The 17,193-nt window shown below is 73.1% G+C and carries 17 protein-coding genes; 8 read left to right on the top strand and 9 right to left on the bottom strand.

Annotation, left to right across the window (positions count from 1 at the left end):
* The first annotated feature begins 61 nt into the window (after positions 1 to 61).
* Together murJ and AGRA3207_RS07125 are read left to right on the top strand one after the other, a co-directional pair.
* Positions 62 to 1,810, top strand: coding sequence for a murein biosynthesis integral membrane protein MurJ (gene murJ, locus AGRA3207_RS07130; protein ID WP_231333758.1), 1,749 nt, complete (start codon positions 62 to 64; stop codon positions 1,808 to 1,810).
* 38 nt (positions 1,811 to 1,848) lie between these two features.
* Positions 1,849 to 2,721, top strand: a complete 873-nt coding sequence (locus AGRA3207_RS07125) for a PhzF family phenazine biosynthesis isomerase (protein WP_231333757.1) — start codon at positions 1,849 to 1,851, stop codon at positions 2,719 to 2,721.
* 31 nt (positions 2,722 to 2,752) lie between these two features.
* Here AGRA3207_RS07125 and AGRA3207_RS07120 read toward each other — a convergent pair whose 3' ends face one another.
* From AGRA3207_RS07120 to AGRA3207_RS07110, 3 genes are all read right to left on the bottom strand, one after another.
* On the bottom strand, positions 2,753 to 4,045 hold the full coding sequence (locus AGRA3207_RS07120) for a L,D-transpeptidase (protein WP_231333756.1): 1,293 nt from the start codon (positions 4,043 to 4,045) through the stop codon (positions 2,753 to 2,755).
* Positions 4,046 to 4,132: 87 nt separating this feature from the next.
* Positions 4,133 to 4,855 carry an MFS transporter gene (locus AGRA3207_RS07115; protein WP_231333755.1) on the bottom strand — a complete coding sequence of 241 codons (723 nt, stop codon included), beginning with the start codon at positions 4,853 to 4,855 and terminating at the stop codon, positions 4,133 to 4,135.
* The gene (locus AGRA3207_RS07110; RefSeq protein ID WP_231333754.1) at positions 4,765 to 5,616 is read right to left on the bottom strand and encodes an MFS transporter; all 852 of its coding nucleotides are present in this window, start codon (positions 5,614 to 5,616) and stop codon (positions 4,765 to 4,767) included. The genes AGRA3207_RS07115 and AGRA3207_RS07110 overlap by 91 nt, the downstream gene beginning before the upstream one ends.
* 153 nt (positions 5,617 to 5,769) lie before the next feature.
* Between AGRA3207_RS07110 and AGRA3207_RS07105 the strand changes: the two genes are divergently transcribed.
* Both AGRA3207_RS07105 and AGRA3207_RS07100 read left to right on the top strand, forming a co-directional pair.
* Positions 5,770 to 6,192: an OB-fold nucleic acid binding domain-containing protein gene (locus tag AGRA3207_RS07105; protein ID WP_231333753.1), complete on the top strand. Its 423-nt coding sequence runs from the start codon at positions 5,770 to 5,772 to the stop codon at positions 6,190 to 6,192.
* Positions 6,193 to 6,217: 25 nt separating this feature from the next.
* Complete coding sequence (locus tag AGRA3207_RS07100; protein ID WP_231333752.1) at positions 6,218 to 7,093, top strand: DUF3159 domain-containing protein; 876 nt, start codon at positions 6,218 to 6,220, stop codon at positions 7,091 to 7,093.
* A gap of 30 nt (positions 7,094 to 7,123) precedes the next feature.
* Here AGRA3207_RS07100 and AGRA3207_RS07095 read toward each other — a convergent pair whose 3' ends face one another.
* Together AGRA3207_RS07095 and AGRA3207_RS07090 are read right to left on the bottom strand one after the other, a co-directional pair.
* Positions 7,124 to 7,783 carry a potassium channel family protein gene (locus tag AGRA3207_RS07095; RefSeq protein WP_231333751.1) on the bottom strand — a complete coding sequence of 220 codons (660 nt, stop codon included), beginning with the start codon at positions 7,781 to 7,783 and terminating at the stop codon, positions 7,124 to 7,126.
* A complete protein-coding gene (locus tag AGRA3207_RS07090) occupies positions 7,783 to 8,448 on the bottom strand; it encodes a potassium channel family protein (RefSeq protein ID WP_231333750.1) in 666 nt (221 codons plus the stop codon). Before AGRA3207_RS07090 ends, AGRA3207_RS07095 begins: the two co-directional genes overlap by 1 nt.
* A 295-nt stretch (positions 8,449 to 8,743) precedes the next feature.
* Here AGRA3207_RS07090 and AGRA3207_RS07085 point away from each other — a divergent pair, with 295 nt between their 5' ends.
* Entirely contained in the window at positions 8,744 to 10,783 is a 2,040-nt protein-coding gene (locus AGRA3207_RS07085) for an APC family permease (protein WP_231333749.1), read from the top strand.
* Positions 10,776 to 12,125: a class I SAM-dependent RNA methyltransferase gene (locus tag AGRA3207_RS07080; protein ID WP_231333748.1), complete on the top strand. Its 1,350-nt coding sequence runs from the start codon at positions 10,776 to 10,778 to the stop codon at positions 12,123 to 12,125. Before AGRA3207_RS07085 ends, AGRA3207_RS07080 begins: the two co-directional genes overlap by 8 nt.
* A gap of 132 nt (positions 12,126 to 12,257) precedes the next feature.
* Here AGRA3207_RS07080 and AGRA3207_RS07075 read toward each other — a convergent pair whose 3' ends face one another.
* The 3 genes from AGRA3207_RS07075 to AGRA3207_RS07065 form a co-directional block, all read right to left on the bottom strand.
* A complete protein-coding gene (locus AGRA3207_RS07075) occupies positions 12,258 to 12,572 on the bottom strand; it encodes a hypothetical protein (protein ID WP_231333747.1) in 315 nt (104 codons plus the stop codon).
* Positions 12,573 to 12,634: 62 nt separating this feature from the next.
* A complete protein-coding gene (locus AGRA3207_RS07070) occupies positions 12,635 to 13,252 on the bottom strand; it encodes a 2'-5' RNA ligase family protein (RefSeq protein ID WP_231333746.1) in 618 nt (205 codons plus the stop codon).
* Positions 13,249 to 14,535 carry a helix-turn-helix domain-containing protein gene (locus AGRA3207_RS07065; protein WP_231333745.1) on the bottom strand — a complete coding sequence of 429 codons (1,287 nt, stop codon included), beginning with the start codon at positions 14,533 to 14,535 and terminating at the stop codon, positions 13,249 to 13,251. Before AGRA3207_RS07065 ends, AGRA3207_RS07070 begins: the two co-directional genes overlap by 4 nt.
* 174 nt (positions 14,536 to 14,709) lie before the next feature.
* On the opposite strand from AGRA3207_RS07065, the gene AGRA3207_RS07060 reads away from it, so the two are divergent.
* Both AGRA3207_RS07060 and AGRA3207_RS07055 read left to right on the top strand, forming a co-directional pair.
* The gene (locus tag AGRA3207_RS07060) at positions 14,710 to 15,003 is read left to right on the top strand and encodes a hypothetical protein (RefSeq protein ID WP_231333744.1); all 294 of its coding nucleotides are present in this window, start codon (positions 14,710 to 14,712) and stop codon (positions 15,001 to 15,003) included.
* A 20-nt stretch (positions 15,004 to 15,023) separates the two neighbouring features.
* A complete protein-coding gene (locus AGRA3207_RS07055) occupies positions 15,024 to 15,263 on the top strand; it encodes a hypothetical protein (RefSeq protein WP_231333743.1) in 240 nt (79 codons plus the stop codon).
* A 618-nt stretch (positions 15,264 to 15,881) separates the two neighbouring features.
* Here the strand turns inward: AGRA3207_RS07055 and AGRA3207_RS07050 are convergent.
* Positions 15,882 to 17,147 carry a helix-turn-helix domain-containing protein gene (locus AGRA3207_RS07050; RefSeq protein WP_231333742.1) on the bottom strand — a complete coding sequence of 422 codons (1,266 nt, stop codon included), beginning with the start codon at positions 17,145 to 17,147 and terminating at the stop codon, positions 15,882 to 15,884.
* Positions 17,148 to 17,193: the final 46 nt, after the last annotated feature.

The raw sequence follows: 17,193 nt of genomic DNA, 5'->3' as shown, positions 1-17,193 counted from the left end.
GGACGAGGGGAGGCGCGGCGGCGGCAGGGCATACTTCGGCACCAGGACGACGGGGGTGCCGATGGGAGAGCGTGAGCAGCGCCGGATGATGCCGGAGGTCATCGAGGCCGCGGAGCGGGACGAGCCGCCCGGCGAACCCGAGCACGGGCTGGTGCCCGTCCGCGACCCGGAGGACGTGGGGGACCCGCCGAGCGTCGCGCATTCCAGCGCCGTCATGGCGGTCGGGACGGTCTTCTCCCGCTTCACCGGGTTCCTGCGGACGGTCGTCATCGGCGCCGCGCTCGGGACGGCGCTGCTCGGCGACGCCTACCAGGCCGCCGAGATGATCCCCTACACGGTGTACGAGCTGCTGCTCGGCGGGCTGCTGGCCAGCGTGTTCGTCCCGTTCCTGGTGAAGCGGCGGATCCGGGACGCCGACGGGGGAGCGGCGGCCGAGCAGCGGCTGGCGGGCCTCGCGCTGCTGGCGCTCGCGGTGCTGACGGTCGTGGCGGTGCTCGCCGCCGACCGGCTGATCTCCCTGTACGCGGGCGGGTACGAGGGCCGCCAGCGGGAGGTGGCCGTGCTGCTCACCCGGCTGCTGCTCCTCCAGATCTTCTTCATCGGCGTCAGCGGGCTGTCGGGCACGCTGCTGAACGTCCGGCGGCGGTTCGGCCCGCCGATGTGGGCGCCGATCGCGAACAACCTCATCACGATGGCGGCCGGGCTGCTGTTCCTGTGGGTCGCCGGGAGCGGCCGGACGCCGCAGACCGTCACCGACGCGCAGCTCACGCTGCTCGGCCTCGGCTCGGCGTCCGGGACGATGGTGCAGAGCGTCCTGCTGGCGTGGACGCTGCGGTCCGCGGGGTTCCGCTGGCGGCTCCGGCTCGGCCTGCGCGGCTCCGGGTTCGGCGAGGCGCTGCGGACCGCGGTCTGGATGCTGCTGTACATCGTCGTCGCGCAGGCGGGGGTGCTGGTCACCGCGAACGTCGCGACCCGCGCGGGGGGCCGCGCCGCCGAGGAGGCCGGGCACGCGGTGGCGGGCAGCGGCCTCGCCGCCTACCAGTTCGCGCTGGTGGTGTTCCAGCTCCCGTACGCGATCATCGCGGTGTCGGTGATCACGGCGCTGCTGCCGAGGATGAGCGCGCACGTCGCAGGGGGCCGCCGCGACCTGCTGCGCGACGACTTCTCCCGCGGCCTGCGGCTGGCGTGCGCGCTGCTCGTCCCGCTGTCGCTCGGGATGCTGGTGTTCGCGGTGCCCGGCTCGGTCGCGCTGTTCGCCTACGGCAGCATGACGCCGGACGGGGCGCGCCGCATCGGCGCCGTCCTGACGGTCCTCGCGGTGATGGTCGTGCCGTTCACCCTGCACCAGCTGCTGATGCGCGTCTTCTACGCCCTGGGCGACACCCGGACGCCGGGCCTGATCGCCGTCCCCGCGGGGATCGCGCAGGCCGCCACGGCGTTCGCGCTGCTCCGGTTCGTGCCCGCGCGGCAGGTGGTGGTCCTGCTGCCGGTCGCGTACGGGCTGTTCTACGTGGTCGGCGCGGTCTGCTCGTCGCTGGTGCTGCGCAGGCGGCTCGGCGGGATGGACGGCCGCCGGATCGCCCGGACCCTCGTCCGGCTGCATCTGGCCGCCGTGCCGGCGGTGGCGTTCGGGGCGGCGGTCGTCTGGGGCTTCGGGCACATGCACGGCGACCGGCTCCCGAGCGTCCTGGCCGTCCTGGTGGGCGGCCTCGGCGGGGGAGCGCTGTACCTCGGCACCGCCCGCCTGATGAACGTCGCGGAGCTCGGCTACTTCACGTCGCTCGCGCGGGCCCGCCTCCGCCGCGCCTGACGGGAGTAAGCGCGGCCCTCCCGGCGTTGCCACCGGACATGACGGACTCCCACGGCACGGTCCTGCGGTACGCGGCGTTCACCACCGACCCGGGCGGAGGGAACCCCGCGGGGATCGTCCTCGACGCGTCCGCGCTGGACGACGCCGCGATGCTCGCCATCGCCGCCGACGTCGGCTACTCGGAGACCGCGTTCCTCACGGCGCCGCCCGAAGGGCTGGGGGAGCCGGGGCGGGCGTTCACCGTCCGCTACTTCAGCCCCAAGGCCGAGGTGCCGTTCTGCGGGCACGCGACGGTCGCGGCGGCCGTCGCGCTCGCGGAGCGGCTCGGGCCGGGCGCGCTGACGTTCGCCACCCCCGCGGGCACCGTCCCCGTGGAGGTGGACAGGGCCGCGGACGGGACGCTCCGCGCCACGCTCACCAGCGTCGAGCCCTACGTCGAGGACGTCGCGGAGGACGAGGTGGCCGAGGCGCTCGCGGCTCTGGGGTGGCGGGCCGGGGACCTCGACCCGGGGCTCCCGCCGCGCGTCGCCTTCGCGGGCGCGCGTCATCTCGTCCTGGCCGCCGCGACCCGCGCGCGCCTCGCCGCGCTCGACTACGACTTCGACCGGCTGGCGGCGTTCATGACCGCCCGCGACCTCACGACCGTCCAGTTGGTGTGGCGCGAGTCGTCCGGGGTGTTCCACGTCCGCGACCCGTTCCCGGTCGGCGGCGTGGTGGAGGACCCGGCGACCGGCGCGGCGGCCGCGGCGTTCGGCGCCTACCTCCGCGACCGCGGCGAGGTCACCGCCGAGGCGACGCTCACCCTGCGCCAAGGCGACGACATGGGACGTCCGGGGGTGCTGACGGTGGAGCTGCGCGCGGACGACCCGAGGGTCAGGGTGTCCGGCGCCGCCGTCCCGATCGGCGGCTGACCGCCGCCGGGGCCGCCCGCCGCCGGGGCCCTCAGGTGCGGGCGGAGGTCACCGGGCGGTTCAGGGCGCTGCCCGCGACCCACCGGGACCAGGGGAGCTGCCAGTAGCCCCAGCCGTTGTTCCACTCCAGGGGACGGCTGGTGCCGGTCACGGTGACGACGTCGCCGCGCAGGGACCCGGCGTAGAACCAGCCGGCGAACTCCGGCGGGGCGTTGACGCAGCCGTGGCTGACGTTCTCGCGCCCCTGCGACCGCACCGACCAGGGCGCGGAGTGGACGTACTCGCCGCTGCTGGAGATCTGCACGGCGTGCCGGACCTTCATCTTGTAGAAGCGCGGGTCCTTCTTGTCCGTCACGCCCATCCACGCCGACGACATCACGACCGGGTCGCCCTTGCCCATCGTCAGGTGCACGCCGCTCGTGGTGGTGTACGCGCGGCGCCCGCCCTTGCCCGCGCTGATCCCGACCGTCCGGACCGGGCGCCCGTCGATCCGGACGGTCATGCGGTGCCGCAGCGCGTCCACCGTGCTGACGCGGGAGCGGCCGACCTGGAACCCGGTGGTGTGCCCGGACGCCCCGTACACGCCGGGCGCGGCGCGCACCCCCGCGGTGTGGGCGATGAGGGAGACGCGTTCGCGCGCGTGCCAGAACCGGCGCGGGCGGAACACGACCTGCCGCGGCCCCGTCCAGTGCCAGGCGCCCCTGACGTGCCGGGACGCCCGCAGTTCCAGCGACCGCTCGACGGCGGCGCGGCGCGTGATCGGCCGGTCGAACGTGACGATCACCGGCATGCCGACGCCGACGATCTCGCCGCGGGCGGGGGTGACGTCGCTGATCCGGAACGTGGCGGACGGGCGGAGGGTGCTGAACCGGGACGTGGCGGACGTGCGCCCGCCCCGGCCGTCCTCGCCGGTGGTGGTCGCGGTGTAGGCGGTGCCGGGCCGGAGGGGCCAGCGTGCCCGCCAGGACCGGCGGTCGGCGGAGAGGCGCCCCGCGACGGGCCTGGACGCGCCGTCGGCGCGGACGTCGACGCGGTCGAGGGTGCCGCGGACGGCGGTGACGACGACGCCCAGGTCGGGGCGGGCGCCGCGGGTGCCGTCGGCGGGCTCGATCGTGACCGGCGGCGTCCGGCGCGGCGGCGCGGCGCTCCCCGGGGGGCCGTGGCCTCCCGTCTCCCCGTTCGCGCCGGAGGCGCAGGCGGCCGTCAGCATGACGGCCGCGCCCAGCACGACCGGCGCGCACCCCGCGGTGAGCGGCGTGCGCCGCCCCGTCCCGTGTTCCCCGAATCCGCGCAACATCCCGTCCCCACCGGTCGCCGCCTGCACGTCTTCCCACCTGCATGCCAAAACCCTCCGTAGTGAAGTACCTACGGAGGGCGACTTTGGCAAGCCGGACGCTCGATCGGGTCTGGATCAGGTGGTGCGGGACCGGCGGGGGAGGAGGAAGGCGACGAGGAACGCGACGGCGGTGAGGCCGAGCGTCAGCAGCGCGACCAGGGACGCGGCGTCGAGGGCGTCCTGCCGGTGCCCGGCGCCCGCCCCGGGCGAGCCCATCACCTCGAAGAACACCGTGCCGAGGACCGCGATGCCGAGCGAGGCGCCGAGCTGCTGGACCGACTCCAGCGCCGCCGAGGCGGAGCCGACCTCGTGGTCGGCGATGCCCGCCACGATGATGTCGAACAGCGGGACGAAGATCATGCCAATCCCGGCGCCGAACAGCAGCAGCGGCGCGGCCAGGTGCCCGCCGCCGAGGCCCGTCCCGGCGGTCTCGAACACCCAGTACAGCCCGGCCAGGCCGGCGGCCATCAGCGTCAGCCCGATGTGCAGGACGCGGCGTCCGAGGCTGGTCATCGTCATGCTGCCGAACGCCGAGCCGGCGAACGCGCCGACCGCCCAGGACGCCATCGCCAGGCTCGCGTGCAGCGGCGTGTAGCCGAGGCCGAGCTGCAGGAGCATCCCGGTGGCGAGGGAGAACCCGGCGATCAGGCCGAAGAAGACGACGACGAACAGCACGCCGGAGCTGTAGGAGCGGTCGGCGAACACGCTCAGCCGGACCAGCGGCGTCCGCCCGGCGCGGGCACGGCGCAGCTGGTGGGCGGCGAACAGCGCGAGGACGGGCAGGGACCCGGCGAGCAAGGCCAGCGACCAGGCGAGCCATCGCGGCCCTGGACGAGCGGGAACACGAGCATGCTCATGCCGGTCCCGCCGAGCAGCATCCCGGTCACGTCCAGCCCGCCGGAGCGGTCGGTGCGGGCCGGGGCGGGCAGCACCCGCGCGCCGACGACCAGCGCGTACGCGCCGACCGGGACGTTCAGCAGGAAGATCGCGCGCCAGCCGGTGCCGACGAGGTCGGTGTCGATCAGCAGCCCGGCGACGACCGGTCCGAGGATCGTGGCGAGGCCGATGACGGGGCCGAGCATCGCGAACGCCTTGCCCATGTCCTTCGCGCCGAACAGGTCGCGGGTGAGGCCGAAGCCCTGCGGGATCATCACCGCGGCGCACAGCCCCTGCGCGACCCGGAAGCCGATCAGGCTCTCCGGCGACCAGGCGAGCGCGCACGCGACGGAGGCCGCGAGGAACCCGGCCGCCCCGGCGAGCAGGACGGGCTTGCGGCCGAACATGTCGCCGAGCCGCCCGCCGGTGAGCAGCGCGACGGCGAGCGCCAGGGTGTACCCGGCCGCCATCCACTGGAGCGCGGCGAGCGACCCGCCGAGGTCGGCGCGGATCGCGGGCGCGGCCACGTTGACCACGGTGGAGTCGAGCAGGTTCAGCAGGATCGCGGCGAGGATGGCCGACAGGCCGAGCCAGCGGCGCGGGTGCGGCGCGGCCCCCGCGCGCTCCTGGTCCGGACGGGCGTTCCCGGGCGATGCGATCGGCGTCTCGATCGTGGCGGTCACGGCTCTTCCCTTCACTTGGAGCGGAATGTTCTGTTCCGACTATAGCAGAACGGAACGCTTCATTCCATACTTTGCCGAGGGTTCGGAAGGCTTCTCACCAGGGTTCGAGTGGGCTGTGGTGATTCGTCCCGCCGGATGCCATACGCTTCGAACATGGACGAGCTTCCGGCCGGGGCGCCGCGCGAGACCGGCCCCGCCGTGCCCGACCGCGGCAAGGGCGGCCTGCGGCGATTCCTGCGCCGCATGGCGTCCACCAAGGCCGAGCTCGAGGCCGAGGAGCTGCAGAAGACCACCGACGACGAGGGCGCGACGCCGATCACCGACTGCGCCGCGCGCAAGCGGCACTGCGTGGCCGGTACCCTGCGTACGGTGACGCTCCGTCCCCGGGGCGGCGCCCCCGCCCTGGAGGCCGAGCTCTACGACGGCACCGACGTGATCAACCTCGTCTGGCTCGGCCGCCGTAAGATCGCCGGGATCGACCCGGGCCGCCGGCTTCGCGCCGAGGGCCTGGTGAGCCTGCAGGACGGGCGCAAGGTCATGTTCAATCCGCGATACGAGCTGCGCGGCGGTTCGTGAGGCCGCGCGGGGCCGGGAGAGCGACGTGAGCGAAGCAGAGGCGACCGGCCGGCGCGCCACCGGAACCGCCGAGACGGGCACCCCCGACGCGGGCACCGCCGACGCGGGCACCCACAACGCGGACACCGCCGACACGGGCACCACTGACTCGGCCGCCGCCGACACCGACGCGGGTGCCGCCGACACCGGTGCGGGCGCCACCGAGGCGACGGGCACCGCCGGGGAGCACGAGGCGGCGGCCCCGGGGGGCGGCGACGCCCACGACACCGTCGAGGCGGCGGTCCGCGCGCAGCTCGGCAAGGCCCTCGGCGGCGTCCGCGGCATGGTCGAGGCGGCCGTGCCGACCATCGCCTTCACCGGCACCTACGTCGCCGCCAAGGACATCAAGCTCGCCGTCGGCGCGGGCGTGGGGGCCGCCGTGCTGCTGCTCCTGGTGAGGGTCGCCCAGCGGTCCAGCCCGCAGTTCGTCCTGAACAGCCTCGTCGGCATCGCCATCGCGGCGTTCTTCGCGCTGCGGTCCGGCAAGGCCGAGGACGCGTTCCTGCCCGGCATCATGCTCAACGCCGCCTACGCCGCCGCGATGACCTTCTCGATCCTGGTCCGCTGGCCCGTCGTCGGCTTCATCATCGGCTCGGTCACCGGCGACCCCACCGCCTGGCGGTCCGACCCCGGCATCGTGCGGCTGTGCTCGCGGCTGACCTGGCTGCTGGTGCTGCCCTGCGCGGTCCGCGTCGCCGTCCAGTACCCGATCTACCTGGCCGACGGCGACCAGAGCGGGCTGCTCGGCCCCGCGAAGATCGTGATGGGCTGGCCCCTCCAGGTGGCGGCCCTGGCGGCGATGGTCTGGCTCCTGGCCCGCGGCCGCACCCCCATCGACCGCGAGCAGAAACCCACCTCCTGACGGGAGGGCCGCCTCCTTCCGGGAGCCCGCCTACCGCGCTCCGAGGAGTTCGGCGAGCTCGTCCTCGACGTCCTGGGTGGCGACGAACATCAGCTCGTCGCCGGGTTCGAGGGTGTCGTCGGGCGTCGGGACCAGCACCCGTCCCTCACGCAGGATCGCCACCAGGGCCGTGTCGTGCGGCCACGCGACGGACCCGACCCGCTCGCCGCCGAGCGGCGCGTCCTCGGGCAGCGTCAGCTCCACCAGGTTCGCCTCGCCCTGCCGGAACGTCATCAGCCGGACGAGGTCGCCGACGCTGACGGCCTCCTCCACCAGCGCCGACAGCAGCCGCGGTGTGGACACCGCCACGTCGACGCCCCACGACTCGTTGAACAGCCACTCGTTCTTCGGGTGGTTGATCCGCGCGACGACCCTCGGCACCCCGTACTCGGTCTTGGCCAGCAGCGACACCACCAGGTTGACCTTGTCGTCCCCGGACGAGGCGACGACGACCTGGCAGCGCTCCAGCGCCGCGTCGTCCAGCGCGGAGATCTCGCACGCGTCGGCGAGCAGCCACTCCGCGCGCGGCACCATCTCCACCTTGATGGCCTTCGGGCTCTTGTCGATCAGCAGGACCTCGTGCCCGTTCTCCAGCAGCTCCTGCGCGATGGAGCGGCCCACCGCACCGGCCCCCGCGATAGCGACCCGCATCAGGCATCCTCCCCGTTCCGCGCCGCGACGGCGGCGTTGACGCGCTCCACGTCGTCGGCGCGCGCCATGATGTGCACGATGTCGCCGTCCTGGATCACCGTGTCCCGCGCGGGGACGAGGGCCTCGCCCATCCGGGACAGGAACGCCACCCGGGTCCGCGCGTGCTCCTCCAGCGCGGCGACCTTCTCGCCCACCCACAGGTGCCCGGTGTCCAGCTCGGCGAGCACCACCGCGCCGGTCGGGTCGCGCCACAGCGGCTCGGCGCCCTCCGGCAGCAGCCGCCGCAGGATCTGGTCGGCGGTCCACCGGACGGTCGCGACCGTCGGGATGCCGAGGCGCTGGTACACCTCGGCGCGCCGCGGGTCGTAGATGCGCGCCACCACGTTGTCCACGCCGAACGTCTCGCGCGCCACGCGGGCGGAGATGATGTTGGAGTTGTCCCCGCTGCTGACGGCCACGAACGCCGACGCCTGCTCGATGCCCGCCTCGGCGATCACATCGCGGTCGAACCCGAACCCGGTGATCCGGCGGCCGCGGAACCCGCTGCGGAGCCGGCGGAACGCCTCCGGGCTCTGGTCGATGATGGCCACCGAATGGCCCTTGTCCTCCAGGATGTGGGCGAGTGTCGACCCGACCCGCCCGCACCCCATGATCACGATATGCACGGCCGTTCCCTCGATCCCGTCCAGGAGGACGCTCCCCCTGGCGCCCCCGCGCCGTGCACGGCATTCGTCGTCCCGGCCGACCACTGCCCGCCGACGCCGTGCGCACCCCGAGGATCGCTTCCCGTTGAATGATCCTGCCGGGCTGCAAACCTACACATCCGCCCACCACATCCGCCATGGGGACCGCTCGCGGCAAGGGCCCGCGCACCTGCGGTGGAGCGTTCCCGGCCGGTGCGTCGCGCCAGGCGGCGGCCGGACCGGAGACCGTCATCCGGACGGGCTAGAGTCTCGTCCCGTGTCAAAGGTTCCCGACCTTGCGAAGCGGCTGCTCCTCGGCCGCGCCCTCAGCAGCGCCCAGCAGCACGAGCAGCTCCTGCCCAAGCGTATCGCGCTCCCCGTGTTCGCCAGCGACGCACTGTCGTCGGTGGCCTACGCACCGCAGGAGATCCTCCTCGCGCTCGGGGCCGGCGGCCTCGTGATGTACCACTACACCCCCTGGGTGGCCGCGGCCGTGGTGGTGATCCTGCTCACCGTGGTGGCCTCCTACCGGCAGAACGTCCGGGCGTACCAGAGCGGCGGCGGCGACTTCGAGGTCGCGACCACCAACCTCGGCGACAACTGGGGCGTCCTCGTCGCGAGCGCGCTGCTGGTCGACTACGTCATGACGGTCGCGGTGTCGGTGTCGTCCGGCGTGGAGAACCTCGGGGCGCTGCTGAAGTTCATGCAGCCGCACGAGGTCGCCGTCGCGATCGGCATCGTCGTCCTGCTGACCCTCGCGAACCTGCGGGGCCTGAAGGAGGCGGGCGTCGCCTTCGCCGTCCCCACCTACCTGTTCATGTTCGCCATCGGCAGCATGCTGCTGTGGGGCGGGCTGCGGCTGATCGCCGGCGCCGACCTGCAGGCCGAGACCGCGCACTACGAGATCCGCGGGGACGAGGCGGACGTCGCGGGCTTCGCCCTGGTGTTCCTGCTCCTGCGGGCGTTCTCGTCCGGCTGTGCCGCGCTCACCGGCGTCGAGGCGATCAGCAACGGCGTGCCCGCCTTCAAGAAGCCCAAGGGCGACAACGCCGCCAAGACGCTGCTGATGCTCGGCGTCGTCGCGATGACGATGTTCGGCGGCGTCACCGCGTTCGCGTTCATCACCGACGCCAAGTTCGCCGAGCCCGACCAGGGCAGCCAGCTGGTCGACCCGTCCACCGGCAGGCCCGTCAGCGACGCCGACCCGGTGATCGCGCAGGTGGCGCACACCGTGTTCTCCAACTTCAGCCCCGGTTTCGCGCTCGTCACCGCGATGACCGCGCTGATCCTCTTCCTCGCCGCCAACACCGCGTTCAACGGCTTCCCCGTGCTGGGCTCGGTGCTCGCCCAGAACCGCTACCTGCCGCGCCAGCTCCACACCCGCGGCGACCGGCTCGCGTTCAGCAACGGCATCATCATCCTCGCGACGATGGCCGGGCTGCTGATCTACGCCTACGACGCGTCCGTCAGCCGCCTGATCCCGCTCTACACCGTCGGGGTGTTCGTGTCCTTCACCGTCAGCCAGGTCGGCATGGTCCGGCACTGGAACCGGCTGCTGGCCACCGAGACCGACGCCGCCCAGCGCCGCCGGATGAAGACCTCCCGGGGCATCAACGCGTTCGGCGCCACCCTCACCGGCGTCGTCCTGGTCGTCGTGCTGATCACCAAGTTCGCGCTCGGCGCCTACATCGTCTGCATCGCAATGCCGGTGCTGTTCCTGCTGATGCGCGGGATCAGGCGCCACTACGACCGGGTCGCCGAGGAACTGGTCCCCTCCGGCGAGGACGTGGCGCTGCCCGCCCGCAACCACGGCATCGTCCTCGTCTCCAAGATCCACAAGCCGACGCTGCGGGCGCTGGCCTACGCCCGCGCGACCCGGCCGTCCTCGCTGGAGGCGGTGACCGTCGCGGTGGACGCGCAGGAGTCGCAGCGCCTCCAGGACGAGTGGGACGCCCTCGACATCCCCGTCCCGCTGAAGATCCTCGACTCCCCGTACCGGGAGATCACCCGGCCCGTCCTCGCCTACGTCAAGGGCGTCCGCCGCAAGAGCCCCCGCGACGTCGTCACCGTGTTCATCCCCGAGTACATCGTCGGCCACTGGTGGGAGCAGCTCCTGCACAACCAGAGCGCCCTGCGCCTCAAGGGCAGGCTGCTGTTCCAGCCCGGCGTCATGGTCACCAGCGTCGCGTGGCAGCTGCAATCCTCCGACCGTCTCAAGGGCAGGCTGGAGCCGCCCGGCCCGGGCGCCTCCCGCAGGCCGCCCCGCGCGGCGGCCGACGCACGCCCCGGTGGCGGTAGTGTTTCGGACCGTGACTGATTCGGAACCGGCCCCCGACATCCTCGAACTGGAGGTCGGCGACGTCGCCAACGGCGGCTTCTGCGTCGCCCGCCACGAGGGCCGCGTCGTCTTCGTCCGGCACGCCCTGCCCGGCGAACGGGTCCGCGCCCGCGTCACCGACACCACCAGGAACTTCCTGCGCGCCGACGCCGTGGAGATCATCGAGGCGTCCCCCGACCGCGTCCCGCCGCCCTGCCCGTTCGCCGGGCCAGGGCGCTGCGGCGGCTGCGACTGGCAGCACGCCTCCCTGCCCGCCCAGCGCGCCCTCAAGGCCGCCGTCGTCGAGGAGCAGCTCCAGCGCCTCGCCGGGATCACCCGCACCGTCGTCGTGGAAGAGGTCCCTTACCCGGCCGACAGTGAAGTCGCACCCCCGCCCGGCCTCGGCTGGCGCACCCGCGTCCAGTTCTCCGTCTCCGGCGGCGCCGTCGGCCTGCGCCGCCACCGATCCCACGACATCGAGCCCGTCGACGAGTGCCTGATCGCGCACCCCGGCGTCGAGCTGATGGGCATCGAGCGCAAGCGCTGGCCCGGCGCGTCCGGCGTCGAGGGCATCGTCTCCGGCTCCACCGGCGACCGCCTCGTCGTCCTGCGCGGCCGCGACCGCCGCAAGATCCGCGTGCCCCGCCTGGACGTGCCGGTCCGCCTCGTCAGGGGCAAGCCCGAGCCCGGGGCGAACCTCCCCTACGTCCGCGAGTCGGTCTCCGGCCGCCTCTACCAGATCAGCGGCAGCGGCTTCTGGCAGGTCCACCCCGGCGCCGCCCAGCTCCTCGCCGACGCCGTCCTGGAGGCGCTGGAGCCCAAGCCCGGCGACATCGCCCTCGACCTGTACTGCGGCGTCGGCCTGTTCGCCGGCGTCCTCGCCGACCGCGTCGGCCCCGACGGCCTCGTCGTCGGCGTCGAGTCCGACGGCCAGGCCGTCCGCGACGCCCGCTTCAACCTCCGCGACCTCCCGAACGTCTCCATCGAACGCGGCCCGGTCGAGGAGGTCGTCGCCGACCTGGAGTTCGGCCGCGCGGACTCCTCGTCCCGCACGCAGAACAAGCGCGGCGGCGGCGCCGGTCACACCGGCGGCTCCCGCGTCCGCCGCGCCGACCTCGTCGTCCTCGACCCGCCCCGCACCGGCGCCGGCCGCGACGCCGTCGCCCACATCGCCCGCCTCGCCGGCCGCAAGATCGCCTACGTCTCCTGCGACCCCGCCACCCTGGCCCGCGACCTGGCCTACTTCAGCGACAAGGGCTGGACCCTGGAGTCCCTCCGCGCCTTCGACGCCTTCCCCATGACCCAGCACGTAGAGTGCCTGGCCACCCTCGTCAGAGGCTGAACGCGCCCCCTCGCCGCGGCCGCATGGTGACAGCCGCACAACCCGACGCAACCGCCCCGCGAAGGTAGCGCTCCCGGGCAAGACTGGACTCCCCTTATCGCCCAGGGGCCGGGGCCCCAGCGCATCGCAGGATCAGCCGGGCGAGTTCCTCTCGAACGCCCGCGACTCGACGTATCGACGCTGCGCCTCCGCCGCCACCGCCACGCACTCGGCCGGGTCGAAACCCAGGTCCGATGCCCAGCGCACGCCGGAGAGGATCAGGTTGCCGAGCTCCCGGCCGAGCGCCGCCCGGTCTCCGTCGCCTTCAAGCTCGTCGCGGCTGACGCGGGCGATGTCACCGGTGACGGTGCAAGCCGCAACGGCAACGTGCGGCAACTCCATGGACGGCTGGTCGGCCCAGATTCGCCGGCCGATCGTCAGCAGGTCTGAGATGCGCGGGTCGTCCAACGGTGCTCCTTATCGATCAGTTCGATGAGATCGCTGCGTCTGGATTCCGGGCCGTGGGGTGGTCATTTCGAAAGCTGGACGGCGGCCCTGGTTTCCCAGGTGTAGCAGTGCTCGTCACGTCCCAGGATGATGAGCTGGACCTCGTCGATCTGCGCGTGGACCGGTGGCAGTTCCTCGGCGAGGACTGCGGCGATCGGCGCCAGAGGCCCGTCCGCGTTGCTGTAGGAGACGCTGATGTGCGGATGCCACTCCTCGCCCTCGCCGACCTCGCCGACCACCTCGGTGATGGCGGCGCGGATCGCCGACCGGACCGGGACCAGCGCACCGGCCGGCTCGACGCGCAGCCGGACGACCTCGGGATCGACGATCGCCGGGCCCACGGTCACCGTCGCCGGGGGAACGTCCGCCAGCCGGGCGCGGACGGCGGCGACCACGGCATCGACCGTCTCGTCGGTGATCTCATCTGCGAACGCCAGTCCCTGCGTGGTCAGGTGCAGCCACTCCAGCGGGATCGGGTCCAGGCCGGAGATGTGCGCGAGCCGCTGCTGGTAGGCCAGGACGAGCCGGTGCACGTCGTGCCGGCCGTCGAAAGTGAAGTGCCAGGTGTACATGCGGCGTCCGGCCTGCCAGCCAGGGCGCCACCACCAGTGGTCGCGCATGGTCTCTGCTGCGGAGGTCATTGGTCTCCCTTCATGATCGCCTTGGCCGTGAGCGCGCCCGCCCGGTACTCGGTGATCTGCTCGCGAAGTTCCAGCACGGCGCGGCTTCCGGAGAATCTGCGGTGGGCGAGGTGCTGGTCGACCTCGCCGAACCGGCTGGCCAGGGTCGCCAGGCGCTGCTCTTCGGGTAGCGCCAGGATCGGCGCCAGCTCGCCGAGGGCGTCGTCGAGATCGCCTTGAAGGATGTAGGCGATCCCGGCGCCAAGGCACAGCTGCGCCCACGTCCCGTAGGCCCACAGCTCACCGGCCGCGTACGCCTCGCGAGCTTCGGCGACACCGGCCAAAGCGCCCGCGGTGTCCCGCCCGGCAAGACAGACGCCCACGGCGTAATTCGCTTGCCGTGCCCGGCCGCACGCCCACAGCCCGCCCACCTCCACCTCGGCGGTGATGGCGTCACGTGCCGCGGCGGCGGCGCGCTGTGCCTCCTGTGCGCTCGCCAGTTCGCCGAGTGCCTGCCGGGCGTCACCTTCCTGGCACGCCAGCAGGACACGGGCCTCGGTGGCGGGCGCGTATCGCTGGCCCCGCTGCGCCAGCTCGGCCGCGAGGCGGTAGCGGCCTTCCCAGAAGGCGTTCTTGGACTGGGCGGTGAGCAGCATCGCGCGCAGCGCGTCGTGGTCTGCCTGCTCGGCCATGACCCATCCGGCCGTGGCGTAGGCCTCGGCGGCGTCGGCCTCACCCAGGTCCGACGACGCCCAGGACAAGAACGCCAGCAACTGCCCGGCGATGACGTGCAAGTCGCGTGTCTGTTGGAGGTGCTGTCGGCCTCCGCGCAGCAGGTCCGCGACACGCCGGTACAGTTCGGCGGCCTCGGCCAGGAGCGGGGCGGGCGGACGCGACAGGTACTCCTGTGCCAGGCGCCGGGTGGCTGATGCGAGGTAGTTGATGGTCGTGTCGCCCACGTTGGTCCGTTCTGCCCACGTCGCCAGATCGAGCGCATCGGCTTTCAAGGTGATCAGGAGTTGTGCGGCGTCGTCTTCCGGCGGCGTACGGGCCGGCCCGTCCTCGCCGTCGAAGAGGTCGCGGGGATCGAGGTTCAGCAGCTGGCAGATGGCGCGGAGGTTGCGGCCGCTGGGCTTGTGCCTTCCGCGCTCCCAGTTGTCGACCATGCGACGCGCGCTGTCACGCCGGGTGCTCTTGCCGAGTTCGCGCCACAGGAGGTCGCCGGTCTCGGGGATGTCCCATCCCTTCGCCTCCCGCGCCGCCCTCAGGCGCCTGCTCCACAGCGGGATGTCGTCGGCGGTCATAGGCCTCACCTCCGCCGTCCCAGGGTGCCCCATGCGAACGGAGGAGGCGAGCGTCATCCGCAGGTCATCCGGGGTCATCCGCGATCATCCGCCCGACGGCACTGACGTGTGGCATCCGCCACAGGTTCACTGACAGTGACGGAAGAACGACTCGGATCGCATTTGGGAGACGGGATGACTGGCACCTTCGATGGCACCGAGCACCGGCACGCCTACCCGCGGCTCTACGAGCTGATGAGCGCCTTGCAGGTTCGCCACCTCGACGTGGAATTGCGGGCCAGCCCGCTGGCGCTGCTGGTGACCCGCCGGGACTCGGGGGCGAGGCAGACGGTCACGTGCAAGCCGCGCGTCACCGACCACGACCGGATGTGGTTCTTCGACGAGGCCAGCAACGAGCCGATCGCCGAGGCCGCCCACATCGTTGACGCCGCGGTCATCATCGCCGGCCACCTGGCTCCCGCGCCGTGAGGGGCGCCGAGGAGATCCGCGTGGGTGGCTACGTCCTCAAGGGCGGGACCGGGGTCTACATGCTGCTGGACCCCGAGACCGGGGACCCGCGCGCGACGATCATCTCCCAGGGCAACGGGACATGGCGTGCCCGCACCCTGGACGGTGAGGCCAAGACCTACCAGCCGCCGGACGAGATCGAGCGCCCCGCGGTGTGGGTCGCCGAGCAGTTCGTGCCCGCCGCCGAGCCCGCCGCCGAGGAGGGCACGGATGCCGAGTGAACCGGACGCCAAGCCGTCCGGGCCGCTGGACGCCGCCGCGCCCCGAAGGTCCCGGCGAACTGCGCCCGGCCGACCGGGACCTTCTACCGCTCGACACCGGCGCGGCGGGTGGCCACCGAGGACGCCTTACGCCTGCGCGTCTCCTACCGGGAGGAAGCCAAGCGAGTGATCATCTGGGACGAGCACGGCGGTGTCTGCCGATGGACCACCGGCACGGACGCGGGCGAGCCCCTTCCGGTCGGCACCGAACAGGTCGCGACGACGCCATCACGGCGGGGTGGGAGCGGCTCAGCCGGGAGACCGTCCTCGCCGAGGTCCTGCGAGGGTGCCTCCGGTGGTATCGCAGCGACCCAGCGGTGGCGCTTCAGGCGGTCGTCCCCGCACCGGGGTGGGGTTCAGCTCGCCGCGCTCGACGGGCAACCGCTGAAGATCACGACGCATCAGTGACGCACGGGCCGTCCTGGCACGGGCGCCGATTTGCGGCATGACCTGCGGTGCAATCGATGTGGACGTCTTCCACATGACCCGGCACGGCGAATGCCTGGCCACCCTGGTCAGGGGCTAGATCGAGGCGACCCGGGCGGCCGCCGTCCGGGCGCGGGAAGAGGGGCGGTCCGGTTATCGCTCCGCTGACGCGCACAGTTCGCGGAATGCCTCGTTGAGGTCGGCCGCCTCCGGGAGGCCCAGCGCCTCGACCGCGGTGACGACCTCGGCCGCCCGCCAGTGGTTCGACGGCACGAGACGGCCGCTTCCCATCGCTTCGAGCGCGCGTTGCGCCGCCTCGTCCGCCTGCTCGGCGGTGAGCAGCGCGAGCGCGAGATCGAGCCGCGCGGAGGCGGCCCGTCGCGGACGGGCCGGACCGGCCGCCGGGCGTTCGAGCCGGTCCAGAACACCGCGGGCGAGCGGCACCGCCGCCGGATCGCCCAGCCATGAGAGCGTGGTGGCCTGGTAGGCATCACTTTTGGCCGGGTCGTACCGGTAGTGATGCTCTGGACGGTCGGGCATCGGCAGCGGCGCGACCAGCCGTTCGACACGCGCCAGCGCACGACGGGTCTCCGGCCCGTCGCCGAGCCTTGCCCACGCACGTCCCTCCTGTGCGGTCGCCTGGATGAACGCCGAGCCGTCCCGCGGCGCAACGTCCTGCGCCTGCCGGGCGAGCATGACCGCCTTGCGGTACTCGCCCTCGGTGAGCAGCTGCCATGCCGCGGTCTCCAGCGTCCACGCGAGGATCTCGATATGGCCGCCGTGCTGGGCGAGCTGGGCGGCCGTGCGCAGGTGGGCGGCGGCGGGCGGCCGGTGGCCTCGGTCGATGTCGCAGGTCGCGGCGAGCAGGGACAGCCAGCCGCCGACGACGACCAGCCGCCGTCGCGCGTCCAGCGTCATCCGGGCGTCCATCAGTTGTGAGACGTACCGCAGGTGGCGCCGTATGCGCGCGAGCAGCTCGTCCGGTGGAGAGCGCGGGTAGTCGGACGCCAGCTCGTCGACGGTCATCTCCAACGCGACGAGGGTCTCGTCTCCTACGTCGCTCGCAGCGACACGGCGAGCGAGCTCCAGAGCCTCCCTCTCGTCATCGGAAGCGAAGTTCTCGCCGGGTCCGCCAGGGCGCCACGGCGACGCCCTCGCGGGCTCCGCCCCGAACAACTCGGCCTCGCTCCTACCGGTCACACGTGCGTACAGGGCGCGGTAGCGGGGGTTGGGCAGGTGTCTGCCCGCCTCCCACTGTTTGATCATTTCGATGAGGCTGGGCACGTGCGGCATGTTCGCGCGGTCGCGGGGGTCGGCGGCGGCGCGCAGGAGGCGTGCCAGTTCGGCGCGCGACCAGTAGGGCGGAGCTTCACGCACTTGGCGGAGGCGTGCGCCGATGGCCTTCTTGTCGGGAGACATGCGGGGCACCTTCCGGTGTCCGAGGGGACGGTTCCCGCCCTCCCTC

It is taken from the genome of Actinomadura graeca (assembly GCF_019175365.1).
Taxonomy (GTDB): domain Bacteria; phylum Actinomycetota; class Actinomycetes; order Streptosporangiales; family Streptosporangiaceae; genus Spirillospora; species Spirillospora graeca.
The sequence above is the reverse complement of the archived record's forward strand: the minus strand, read 5'-3'. Positions and strand labels throughout refer to the sequence as shown.

What these genes read in the sequence shown, in the direction of transcription:
- murJ (WP_231333758.1), top strand. Translation starts at nt 62, where the DNA reads ATGGGAGAGCGTGAGCAGCGCCGGATGATGCCGGAGGTCATCGAGGCC.
- AGRA3207_RS07125 (WP_231333757.1), top strand. Translation starts at nt 1,849, where the DNA reads ATGACGGACTCCCACGGCACGGTCCTGCGGTACGCGGCGTTCACCACC.
- AGRA3207_RS07105 (WP_231333753.1), top strand. Translation starts at nt 5,770, where the DNA reads ATGGACGAGCTTCCGGCCGGGGCGCCGCGCGAGACCGGCCCCGCCGTG.
- AGRA3207_RS07095 (WP_231333751.1), bottom strand. Translation starts at nt 7,783, where the DNA reads ATGCGGGTCGCTATCGCGGGGGCCGGTGCGGTGGGCCGCTCCATCGCG.
- AGRA3207_RS07070 (WP_231333746.1), bottom strand. Translation starts at nt 13,252, where the DNA reads ATGACCTCCGCAGCAGAGACCATGCGCGACCACTGGTGGTGGCGCCCT.
- AGRA3207_RS07065 (WP_231333745.1), bottom strand. Translation starts at nt 14,535, where the DNA reads ATGACCGCCGACGACATCCCGCTGTGGAGCAGGCGCCTGAGGGCGGCG.
- AGRA3207_RS07060 (WP_231333744.1), top strand. Translation starts at nt 14,710, where the DNA reads ATGACTGGCACCTTCGATGGCACCGAGCACCGGCACGCCTACCCGCGG.
- AGRA3207_RS07050 (WP_231333742.1), bottom strand. Translation starts at nt 17,147, where the DNA reads ATGTCTCCCGACAAGAAGGCCATCGGCGCACGCCTCCGCCAAGTGCGT.